Here is an 11,958-nt window from a genome sequence, read left to right on the forward strand (position 1 = left end):
CTTTAATTTTAAAATAGTATTATACTATTTTAGTACTTGTTTATTAAATTATATTAAGGTGAAATGTCTAAAAGGAGTAATAATGTTATGTTAATAAAAGCCTATGCCAAAATAAACCTTTCGTTGGATGTAATAGGAAAAAGAGAAGATGGATATCATCTTTTAAAAATGATAATGCAGACCATAGATTTATATGATATTTTAAATATAATTCCTATTGAAAAAGGAATAGAAGTAAGATGTAATAAGGAATATATACCTTGTGATGAAAGAAATTTAGCATATAAGGCAGTGAAGTTATTTGTAAGTAACTATGGTATAAAAAGTGGAGTGAGTATAAATATAACTAAAAATATACCTGTAGCAGCTGGACTTGCAGGAGGAAGTTCAGATGCAGCTGCAGTATTGAAAGTTATGAGAGATATATACATGCCTGAATTAGAATATAGAGATGTAATTAAGTTAGGAACAAACATAGGTGCAGATGTACCTTATTGTATGATAGGGGGAACTGCTTTATGTCAGGGGATAGGGGAAAGGGTTACATCTATTTCTCCTTTCAAAAATCATATATTAGTATTAGTTAAGCCATACTTTGGTGTAAGTACTGCAGAGGTATATAAAAGTTTAGATATAAATAAGATAAAAGTTCACCCCAATACAGATATGTTAATAAATGCAATAAATTCAGATTCCTTGTTAAAAGTGAGCAAAAATATGAAAAATGTATTGGAAAATGTAACTTTAAAAAAACATCCTCTATTAAGGAAAATAAAAAATGAGTTAATTAATTTTGGAGCATTAGGTGCTTTGATGAGTGGAAGTGGTCCAAGTATATTTGCTTTTTTTGATGATATGTTAAAGGCACAAATATGTTATGATAAAATGAAAATTAAGTATAAACAGGTATTTATTACAAGAACTATATAAATATTTAATAATATGGATTAATTTACTGTTGGCAATTGTGTTGTCAGCAGTTTTTTGTGTATAAATAGCTTTTAATAGGTAAAGAATAATTTAAGATTATTCTTAAATAATGTTTTAAATAATGAAGGAAAGAAGGAAAAAGTGTGAACCTGATTCACTTGTTTAATAAATACTTTTTTATACTTATGATAGTACAGGGAGTTTTTCTCATATTTATCGATCCTAAAAAGTTTAAAAGAGACAAATTAGAAAAAACAGCACTAAAGTCTAAAGTAATTGGAATAGTTTTTGTAGTATTTTCAGCAACAATATATATTCTTTCTATATATTCTTTTTAAAAGGAAGTGGTTACTGTGAAAGAAGAAGTAAGGAATTTTATATATCCCCAGGTAGACAAAAATATAAATTACTTGAAAGAATTATTTAAAGATAATTCAGACGTGGTTTTCAGAGAGTTTTATATAGGAGATATTAAATGTGCTTTGGCATATATAGATGGAATGGCAGATAAAATGCTTTTAAGTGATTTATTAAGGGGATTAATGACTAGAGCGCGCTATGTGAAATGTGCAGATGGTATAAAGAATAAATTGATAGCTATATCTGATGTAAAAGAATTAGAAGATTTCAAAAAAGGAATAGATCTAATATTATCAGGGGATACCCTGATGTTACTTGAAGGATTGAAGAGTTTTTATATACTTTCAACAAGACTGTGGCCTGCAAGAGGAATTACAGAACCTTCAGGAGAAACTGTTTTAAGGGGATCTAGAGATGGATTCACAGAAACTATCAGGTTTAATACAGCCTTAATAAGAAGAAGAATAAGGGATACCAGACTTAAAATAGTATCTAAACCTTTAGGAGTTAGATCTAAGACTGATTTGGTAGTGATGTATGTAGATGATATAGTTGATAGCAAGGTATTAGAAGAGCTTATGAAAAGACTAGACAATATAAATATAGATGCAATTTTAGATAGTGGATACATAGAACAGCTTATAGAAGATAACAAGTGGTCTCTTTTTCCACAGGTTCAAAGTACTGAAAGACCTGATGTGGTATCTTCTGCATTATATGAGGGGAGAATTGCAGTATTAGTAGATAATTCTCCCTTTGCCATTATAGTACCTACCACTATGGCAAATTTATTTCAGTCACCGGATGATTATTATCAAAGATGGATATATGGATCAACTATAAGGATAATACGGTTCATAGCTATTATAATTTCACTTATAATGCCTTCTCTTTATGTAGCAGTTACTTCTTTTCATACAGGAATAATACCTACTAAATTAGCCTATTTTATTGCAGCTTCCAGAGAAGGAGTTCCATTCCCTGCATTTATTGAAGCTATAATTATGGAGGTCAGCTTGGCATTGTTGTTGGAATCTATAGCCAGATTACCTAAAGCCATAGGTGCCACTACCGGCATAGTAGGGGGGTTAATTATAGGGCAGGCTGCAGTTCAAGCTGGAATAGTGAGCCCTATAATGATAATTATAGTTTCTATTACTGCCATAACTAGCTTTACCACCCCTAATTATGAAATGACTTCGGCATTTAGAATCATTAGATTTTTACTTATAATTCTTGCTGCCATAGCAGGATTCTATGGAATTATGATTGGACTTATAGTTACTTTAATACATCTAGTTAGACTTAAAAGTTTTGGAGTATCCTATTTATCTCCAATGGTAAATGAAAATACCAATGACTTTAAAGATATGTATATAAGAGTTCCTATTAATTTTTTAAAAAGAAGACCCAAGTATATGAATACTCAAGATAAAGTAAGACAAAGGTAGAAAAATTTAATCATACAGACTTTAAATTGAAAAAGGAGGGGGATATATTAGATGCAGCATGAGAATTTTATAAAGGAATTTGGTGTATTTAGTACCATTATAGCAACTATTGTAGGAGTGGGAATATTCTCCTATCCAAGGCAATTAGCAAGTAAAATAGGTACTGATGGATGGATTGTAGCTATAATAGGTGGAATAGTAATTTATTTCATATTTTACATTTGCTATAAAAGCATAAAAGTCAATGAATATAATAAATTTAACATTATACTTGAAAAAAATTTTGGCAAGATATTAGGAGGCATTTTAGCTCTTATTTTTGTTTTATACAGTATATTTTCTATATCTTTGGGTATGAGGATATTTGCAGAGGTTATAAAAATGTATTTGCTTGAAAGAACTCCTACAGAATTTTTAATAATCATAACTATATTCACAGGAATTTATCTTGTAAGAAATGAATTGGGAACTTTGATAAAATTTAATGAAGTTTGTTTTTGGATAATGTTTATACCTGTAATACTGGTTTTATTGTGTGCTTTGAATAAAACCGATTTTACTAATATTCTACCTGTATTTAATAGCAGTATTTACAATTATCTAGATGCATTAAAAATTTCCACATACAGTTTTGCTGGTATGGAAATAATATATTTAATAGGACCTTTTGTAAAAAATAAATCGAATATAGGCAAGACAGTTTTAAAGAGTATTGTGTTTATAACCTTATTTTATGTTATAATTATTATTTTTTCTCTAGCTATTTTTTCTAAAGAACAGACGAAAATATTATTATGGCCTACAATAACCATGATAAATTCTATAAATATAAAAGGTGCTTTCATAGAGCGATGGGAAGGCATAATAATGGCTATTTGGATTATATTTTATTTTACTACTTTTTCCAATGTATATTATTTATCTTCAGATATAGTAAAGGATATATTTAGATTGGATGATATAAAGCTTTCATCTGCCATAATAGCTCCTATTGTATATATAATATCCCTATATCCGCAAAATATAGCAGAAGTATATAATATGGGAGATAGATTTATACCTGTATTATTTTTATATAGTTTAGTTATACTTCCTATAATTATACTTTTGTCGGGAAAATTTAAAAAAAGGTTTCATAGGGGAAAGGTGATTTCTCTACTTTTAATTTGTGTACTTTTAACTGGATGCTGGGATAAAGTTGAAATAGAAAATACTGATTTAGTTTCTGTAGTAGGAATAGATGCAGGGGAGGATATAGGAAAAAGAAAAGAATCTAAGAACATTAAACCAACAGATATAGAATTAAAAAAGCTTCATGTTACTTTTGGAACTCCTGATCTGAGTAAATTAGGGCCGGATAAGGGTGGCATATCTGAAGATAAATATATAGATGTGGATTCATATTCAATACAGGATGCAATAAGTAAAGCCATGCTTAAAAGTAGTAGAACTGTGAGGTTTAGTCATACAAAATTACTAGTATTAGGACAAAATTTGATGATGTATCCTGATGTGGTAAAAGAGGTTATTGATTATCTTCAGAGAGAACCTTCTTTAAACAGAAATATGTATATAGTTACTTCACAGGGAAGTTCACAGAAGTATGTGGAATTTAAGACTTCAGTAGAAAACAGTGTAGAAAACTATATATTGGGGTTAATAGAGAATGATGCTAAAGGCAGTGAGATCGTACCTGTTACTTTAAATGATTTTTTAATTCAAATGAGTGAAAACGGAAATAGTATATTGCCTAGGATTGTTATTGATGATGATAATAAGAATATAAAGGTTGCAGGTACAACTGCAATCAAAGATTTTAAGCAAAAAGGAAGTTTGAATGAAGTAGAAACTGCTGATATAGAGTTACTAAGAGGTAATTTAAAGAGTGGTAAAAGGATGATATATATAGATAATCATCCTGTAGATATAAAAATGGATAATATAATGAAAAAAATGAGAATGAGCCAAAGTAAAGGAAAATTATTATTTTATATAGATTTAGATATAGAAGGACAGATAAAAAATTATTATACTAACAATAATTTTTTATCTGTATATAAATTAAATTATATTGAGAACAATTTTAATGAGGTTATATCAAAAGAATGTGAACAAGTAATAAAATTTACCCAAAGGGATCTAGAAATTGATCCTGTAGGATTTAAAGAATATATTGAAAAATATCACCCCTATATGTGGAAACAAATTAAAAATAACTGGGAGGAAATATATAAAAATGCGGTTGTAGATGTAAATGTAAATACGAAAATAAGAAGAATTGGTACAGTGAAATAACATGAATATAAAAGAAATATATGGTAATAATTACTAATATAAGATTGGAAATGGGGGTATAATCTATGAAGAAATTTGTATTAGTATTTATTATAAGTATATGTATTATATGTTCTTATTTGATTAATGTAAAGAGTAGCAATATACAAAGTGATGTGGCCTCTAAAATCATAAGGTTTCATGTTATAGCGAATAGTGATTTAGAATATGATCAGAATCTTAAATTAAAAGTTAGAGATGAAGTATTGAAATATATGACACCGAAATTAAAAAATTGTAAAAATATAGATGATTCCAGAAAAGTTATAAAAGAGAATAATGAAAGTATATTAAATGTAGCAAATAAAGTAATAAAAGAACAAGGATATGATTATGAAGTTAAAGGAAGTTTGTCTCAGGTTAATTTTCCTATAAAGAGTTATGGTAACATAACTCTTCCACAGGGTACCTATGAAGCTTATAGGATAATTATAGGTAATGGAAAAGGTCAGAATTGGTGGTGTGTTATGTTTCCTCCTTTGTGTTTTGTGGACATTACAAAAGGACAAGTATCTTATAAAAAAGTATCAGATGAAATGAAGAAAGTTTTAACACCAGAAGAATATGATATGATTAATAATAATACCTTGAATATAAATAATAAGGATAATATAAAGGTTAAGTTTAAAATATTAGAATTATTAAAAAGTATGGGAATATGAAAATTTAATTCTAGAATTAAGAGTTATAATTCATTGTTTATGGTTTCACATAGTTACTCTTAATTCTAAATTTAAAATAGATTATTAATTTAAATGAAAATTTATATATAGAACATGCTGCTTAATTAAATATTACGTATTATAAAATATTTTTAACACAATTTTTAGAAAATATTTTTCTCCGCATTTAGAAAATGTTTTAATGTAACTTTTAACATAGATTTTTTTGTGTTTGAAAAATAAGGTTCAATAGATTTTTTTTGTATAAGTTTATCAATTAAATTAAATATGTCGCTACTAGCATAAGGTTTAGAAAATTTATAACAGTTTTCACTCATAGTATTGAGGATATCTTTAGAATTTAACAAATCCTCAATATTTTTTTTGAATTTTTCTATATCAGTTAAATCTACAGCAAGGTTATGTTTCAGTAAAAATTCTGCATTTTTTTCTTCCTGACCAGGTATAGGAGAAAGAAGGCCTATAGGTATTTTAGATATCAAAGCTTCAGTGATAGTAAGTCCTCCGGGTTTAGTCAAAAGAAGATTACTGGCCTGCATATATTTATTTACATGTTGGGTAAAACCTATAATTATTGTATTCTTTAAAGAATTTTCTTTAATTTTGAAAAGTTCTGAGTAAAGCTTTTTATTTTTACCTGTTATTATTATTATTTGAATATCTGCAGTAACTTTATTTAGTTGTTTATATATGTTTAATATCTTTCCCATACCTAAACTTCCACCCATTATTAATATGGTGAATTTCGATGGAGACAGATGTAAACCTTTTAAAATATCTTCCTTACAATAATTTATGCTGAATTCAGGTTTAACAGGTATGCCCAAGCTATAAATGGTGTCTTCTGGAATATTTTTTGATACCATTTTATCAATCATGTCTTTATTAGAAACTACATAGGCATCTAAATAAGGATGAAGCCAGGAATTATGAGGATAATAGTCAGTAATTATACACATACAAGGTATAGTCATATTATATTTTGATTTTAGTACTGATAACATTTCAGCAGAGAAGGAATGAGTGGATATTAATATATCCGGATTAAAATCATTAATAAGCGGAAGTAACTTACAAGTCATGGCTTCAATAAGTCTTGAGCTTATAACACTTGTAATTTTATAGTCATATTCCGAATATGTATATAATTTCCCGTATAAATCAGGATACACCTTCAAAGATTTTAAATATCCTCCTATTACGACTTTGTCTATTATAGGATTTATGTATTTAAGAGTATCTATAATCTGTATTTCTGATTGTGGTGCTCTTAAAACTATGTAATCTTTTAGAGCTTCTGCAGCAGTGCCGTGACCACCACCAGCAGAAATTGAAAGAATTAAAACCTTCATTTAATCACCTTCTGATTCAATGTGTAATTTTATTATATAGAATGTGACAAAAATAATAAACTAGTTTAACGAACATTTAAGAAAAAATTAATAATAAAGAATACTAGTAAAGGTTAAATACAATAGTAGTATTAGCGTATATGTATATATTAATCAATAATACATAACAATTATATAAATGCAGATAATATAACATATAGACTAACAGTAGATATATTAGTTTTTATTATAATTGCTACAAAAATACTTGTAAGAAAGAGGTGTAAATCTATGAGAACTACTAAAAAGAGAATAATATATACTGCATTGGTAACACTTATTGTAGTATTCTCAAGTACTTTTGCAGTTTTAATGACTCTTGAGAGAAATGATTATAGAAATTATTTGCAAGGTGAATATGGTAAAAGTATGTATGAATTGATAGATGCAGTTGAAAATATAAGGGTGAATTTAACCAAAGCCGCTATAGTGGGCTCAAAGGAACAAAAGATAGCTGTTTTTGAAGAAATATTCAGACATTCTACTGTAGCAAGTGATAAGTTGCATTCGTTGCCGGTGTCACAGCCAACAATATCTGATACCAGTAAATTTTTAACTCAAACTGGAGATTTCTGCTATAGTTTAGCTAAATCTTCTACAGAAGGTAACCAATTGACTGATGAAGATTATAAAAATATAGAAGAATTAAAAAAGGAAGCTGTTGTTTTAGAGAACCAATTGAAATCTGTATCAGATAATATAAATCAAGGAAAAGTAGGTTGGGGAGAAATAAGAAAAAAAATTACTGGAGTCCTTGCAAAAAGTAATACAACATCCATATCTGACCAATTTGAAGGAATACAAAAACAAATAGTTCAGTATCCTGCGTTAATTTATGATGGACCATTTTCAGATAATGTACTTGAAATAACGCCTAAAGTTAATTCACAGAAAGAAATATCAAAGAGTGAGGCGGAGAGAATAGCGAGGGAAGTCATAGGAAAAAGTAAAATAGAAAATCTTGAAGTGTCAGAGGTTAATGGAAAGACGGATATAAAAACCTATAGATTTACAGCAGCACTTAAAGGTAGAACTAGAAAAGAAGATAGAGTGGTTTGTGAAATAAGTAAAAATGGAGGAAAAATAGTTTATTTGATAAATGATAGAAGTATAAATAATAGTTCAATAAATGTTACAAAAGCAGTAGATATTGGGTTGAAATATTTAGATGGTTTAGGGTATCATAATATGAATTCTACATATTCTTTAAAATACGGTAATGTAGCAGTCGTAAATTATGTATATAGTCAGGATGGAATTATTATGTATCCAGATCAGATAAAGTTAAAAATAGCTTTAGATAATGGAGAGATTATAGGTGTGGAGTCAGAAAAATATTTGGTGGCACATGAAGATGTGAGAAAAATATCTAATCTTAAAATAAGTTATGAAAAGGCTAAAGAAAAGGTGGGAAGCAGACTGAATGTATCTAATAAAAGGATTGTTGTAATTCCTACAGATGCTAATAAGGAAGTATTATGCTATGAGTTTTCTGGTAACTATAATGATGATGATTTTAAAGTTTATATAAATGCAGAAACTGGATATGAAGAAAGGATAATTCAAATAATTAATACTCCAAATGGTCAGCTTACTATATAAGTATTAAATCACACTCATTTGTAATATAGCGTAGGTTGCTCACGCTATATTACAAATGAGTGTGATTTTTTAAAATGTATTTTAAATATGAAAATTACTTTGGTATAATTAAGATACCGTATTAATAGATATTAACTACTGAAATTAAAAAGGCTTATCAAGTGATTTTTAGGCTCAGAAGGAATATGCATCGTAATGTGAACTTTATTAACAGTATTCTTAGTGTATTTAGCACTTAGAATACATATCCTTTAGGGGAAGAACTTATCTAGGGGCGTAGCAGTGCTTATCCCCCACTTTGAAGAAGATGGGGGCGTTAGCAATGGTAGCGTTTGGATAAGTTGGAGATTACAAAAGGTATTTTTATGAAAGGAAGGTGAAAAGTCTTATAGGTTTACTAAGAGTCAGTTTCATATGTAATTTTAAATATGCAGTATAGTATTTATACCTTAGTAAAATATAAGTATATTATGAAAAAAAAGGCTATTATATCTGTATCCAGTAAGCAAATTGATAATGAAATTATAGAAGTTGTTACTCCGGGTAATTTTTATAGAAAAGATGATTCTTATTATGCTGTTTATGAAGAAACTGAACTTTCTGGGATGGAGGGAACTACTACTACATTAAGAATAAAGGATGATAAATTTTGCCTTATAAGAATGGGAAGTACTAGTACTAAAATGGATTTTAACAAAGATAAAAGAAGCAGTTCAATTTACAAGACACCTTATGGTACAATAGAATTAAAGATAGAAACTAGTAAATTAAATATAAATATAAATGAAACAGGGGGAGATGTTTTTGTCAATTATAGTATGAGTGCTGCAGGACAAGTCCCTCAAGATACACAATTAAAGATAAATATAAAAACGCAGGATTAAACTTCCTGTGTTTATTTATGATTAAAAATATTAATATTTGGCAATTAATTAAATATTAGACCACTATTATATTAAAGTATTGTCAATGTGAACCTTGAGGTAAGATTAAAAGGAGAATGAATATGAAAAAATATTTTACGAATAAGGAAAAAGTATATTATAGAATAATCAATATATTGTGTGAATATAAAGGTTTAGATAAGGAGGATTTGTTCCAAATATTAAAAGATAGATCCTGTAAACATTTATATTTTTTACTTATTAAAAAATATAAATGTTGCGATTTGGATTTGATTAAGAAAGATTTCCCTCTATTAAATAAGGATAATATAAGAAGTAATGTAAGAAAAGCAGAAGAAAAATTGTTATTAAATAAACATATAAGAGAAATGTATTTTGAGGCAGAAGAAATATTAAACAAAGTAAAATAAATAATTTTCTAATAAAAAATAAAAAAACTAGAATATAAACAAAAAATATGATATTATATTAAGTATGTTTTTTATAAAAAACATACTATTCGTATTATAAGGGTACTTTTAATTATAAGACTAATTAAATATTTTGTCAATTGTTTTCAAAATTTAATTTTGAATTATGTAATTAAAAGCTTACTATGATAAATTATTATGATAAAAATGTAGGGGGTGACGCTGCTTTTAAAAGCAGGGATTTTTATGAATACAAAATATATATTTGTAACCGGGGGAGTAGTATCTTCATTAGGCAAAGGGATAACAGCTGCCTCATTAGGGAGATTATTAAAAAATAGGGGATTGAAGGTTTCAATTCAGAAATTTGATCCATACATAAATATAGATCCAGGGACTATGAGTCCGTATCAACATGGAGAAGTTTTTGTTACAGATGACGGAGCAGAAACAGACCTGGATTTAGGGCATTATGAAAGATTTATAGATGAAAGTTTAAGTAAAAACAACAATATTACTACAGGAAAAATATACTGGTCAGTTATATCAAAGGAGAGAAAAGGAGACTATTTAGGGAGTACGGTTCAAGTAATTCCCCATATAACAAATGAAATAAAATCGAGAGTATATAAAGTTGCAGAAGAAAAAGACATAGATGTAGTTATAACAGAGATTGGAGGTACTGTGGGAGATATAGAATCATTACCTTTCTTAGAAGCTATAAGACAGATAAAATATGATGTTGGTGTTGAAAATGTATGTTTCATACATGTTACATTAGTACCTTATTTAAAAAAATCAGGAGAATTAAAAACCAAGCCTACCCAGCATTCGGTTAAAGAATTAAGAAGTATAGGCATACAACCAGACATAATAGTATGTCGTTCAGAGAAATTGATTTCCGAGGACTTAAAAGAAAAAATAGGGTTATTCTGTAATGTGGAAAGAGATTCGGTAATACAAAATTTGGATGCAGAAAATTTGTATGAAGTTCCATTAATGCTTCATGAAGAAGGATTGGATAATCTGGTATGTAAAAAGTTGAAATTGCAATGTGATGAAATAGATAATGCTGAATGGATTAGTATGGTAGATAAAATAAAAAAATTAGCTAAAAATGTTAATATAGCTTTAGTAGGAAAATATGTAGAACTTCATGATGCATACATATCTGTAGTGGAAGCATTGAGCCATGGAGGATATGCCAATGATGCAAATGTAAATATAAAATGGTTCAATTCTGAAGATATAACAAAAGATAATATAGAAGAATGTTTAAAAGGTATAGATGGAGTACTGATTCCGGGAGGTTTTGGTGATAGAGGAATAGAAGGTAAAATATTAACAGCAGGTTGGGCAAGAAAAAACAAAATTCCTTTTTTTGGTATATGCCTTGGGATGCAATGTGCTTTAATAGAATTTGCCAGGAATGTACTTCAATACGAAGGGGCTCATAGTTCAGAGATAAATCCTGAAACCAAATATCCTGTTATAGATTTAATGCCGGATCAGAAGGATGTAGATGAAAAGGGAGGTACTATGAGACTTGGGAAATATCCCTGCAAACTTTTAAAAGGCAGTATTTCTTTTAAAGCTTACGGAGAAGATGTTGTATATGAAAGACATAGGCATAGATATGAGTTTAATAATGTTTATAGGGATGAATTAATAGAAAAAGGTTTAGTGCTTTCAGGAACAAGTCCTGATTCAAAGTTAGTAGAGATTATAGAAATAAAGGAACATCCATGGTTTGTAGGTGTGCAATTTCATCCAGAATTAAAATCAAGACCTAATAGACCTCATCCCTTATTTAGAGATTTTATAAAAGCATCTTTAAATAATAAGTATAAATTTGATTAATATCTAAGAGTAAACAACTGGCCACATTAATG

Annotated in this window: 10 protein-coding genes; 9 read left to right on the forward strand and 1 reads right to left on the reverse strand. The window is 28.2% G+C overall.

Going from position 1 to position 11,958, the window contains the following annotated elements; translation table 11 throughout:
* Nucleotides 1-87: 87 nt before the first annotated feature.
* The 5 genes from ispE to spoIIR all read left to right on the forward strand — a co-directional run bounded on the left by ispE (nt 88) and on the right by spoIIR (nt 5,737).
* Complete coding sequence (gene ispE, locus V7Q02_RS03800) at nt 88-930, forward strand: 4-(cytidine 5'-diphospho)-2-C-methyl-D-erythritol kinase (RefSeq protein WP_333859650.1); 843 nt, start codon at nt 88-90, stop codon at nt 928-930.
* A 158-nt stretch (nt 931-1,088) separates the two neighbouring features.
* Nucleotides 1,089-1,268, forward strand: a complete 180-nt coding sequence (locus tag V7Q02_RS03805) for a CLC_0170 family protein (RefSeq protein ID WP_333859651.1) — start codon at nt 1,089-1,091, stop codon at nt 1,266-1,268.
* 15 nt (nt 1,269-1,283) lie between these two features.
* Nucleotides 1,284-2,741, forward strand: coding sequence for a spore germination protein (locus V7Q02_RS03810; protein ID WP_333859652.1), 1,458 nt, complete (start codon nt 1,284-1,286; stop codon nt 2,739-2,741).
* 51 nt (nt 2,742-2,792) lie between these two features.
* Complete coding sequence (locus V7Q02_RS03815) at nt 2,793-5,036, forward strand: Ger(x)C family spore germination protein (RefSeq protein WP_333859653.1); 2,244 nt, start codon at nt 2,793-2,795, stop codon at nt 5,034-5,036.
* A gap of 65 nt (nt 5,037-5,101) precedes the next feature.
* Complete coding sequence (spoIIR, locus tag V7Q02_RS03820) at nt 5,102-5,737, forward strand: stage II sporulation protein R (RefSeq protein ID WP_333859654.1); 636 nt, start codon at nt 5,102-5,104, stop codon at nt 5,735-5,737.
* 164 nt (nt 5,738-5,901) lie between these two features.
* Here spoIIR and V7Q02_RS03825 read toward each other — a convergent pair whose 3' ends face one another.
* On the reverse strand, nt 5,902-7,110 hold the full coding sequence (locus tag V7Q02_RS03825; protein ID WP_333859656.1) for an MGDG synthase family glycosyltransferase: 1,209 nt from the start codon (nt 7,108-7,110) through the stop codon (nt 5,902-5,904).
* 270 nt (nt 7,111-7,380) lie between these two features.
* Between V7Q02_RS03825 and ypeB the strand changes: the two genes are divergently transcribed.
* The 4 genes from ypeB (at nt 7,381) to V7Q02_RS03845 (ending at nt 11,926) form a co-directional block, all read left to right on the forward strand.
* Nucleotides 7,381-8,751: a germination protein YpeB gene (ypeB, locus tag V7Q02_RS03830; RefSeq protein ID WP_333859657.1), complete on the forward strand. Its 1,371-nt coding sequence runs from the start codon at nt 7,381-7,383 to the stop codon at nt 8,749-8,751.
* Nucleotides 8,752-9,221: 470 nt separating this feature from the next.
* Nucleotides 9,222-9,635 (forward strand): DUF1934 domain-containing protein, encoded by a 414-nt coding sequence (locus tag V7Q02_RS03835; protein ID WP_333859659.1) that lies wholly within the window; start codon nt 9,222-9,224, stop codon nt 9,633-9,635.
* A 122-nt stretch (nt 9,636-9,757) separates the two neighbouring features.
* Entirely contained in the window at nt 9,758-10,066 is a 309-nt protein-coding gene (locus V7Q02_RS03840; RefSeq protein WP_333859660.1) for a ribose-5-phosphate isomerase, read from the forward strand.
* Nucleotides 10,067-10,312: 246 nt separating this feature from the next.
* A complete protein-coding gene (locus tag V7Q02_RS03845) occupies nt 10,313-11,926 on the forward strand; it encodes a CTP synthase (RefSeq protein ID WP_333859661.1) in 1,614 nt (537 codons plus the stop codon).
* Nucleotides 11,927-11,958 lie beyond the last annotated feature (32 nt).

Origin of the sequence: Clostridium sp., from assembly GCF_036781005.1 — a bacterium.
In the GTDB taxonomy this organism is placed as follows: Bacteria; Bacillota; Clostridia; order Clostridiales; family Clostridiaceae; genus Clostridium_B.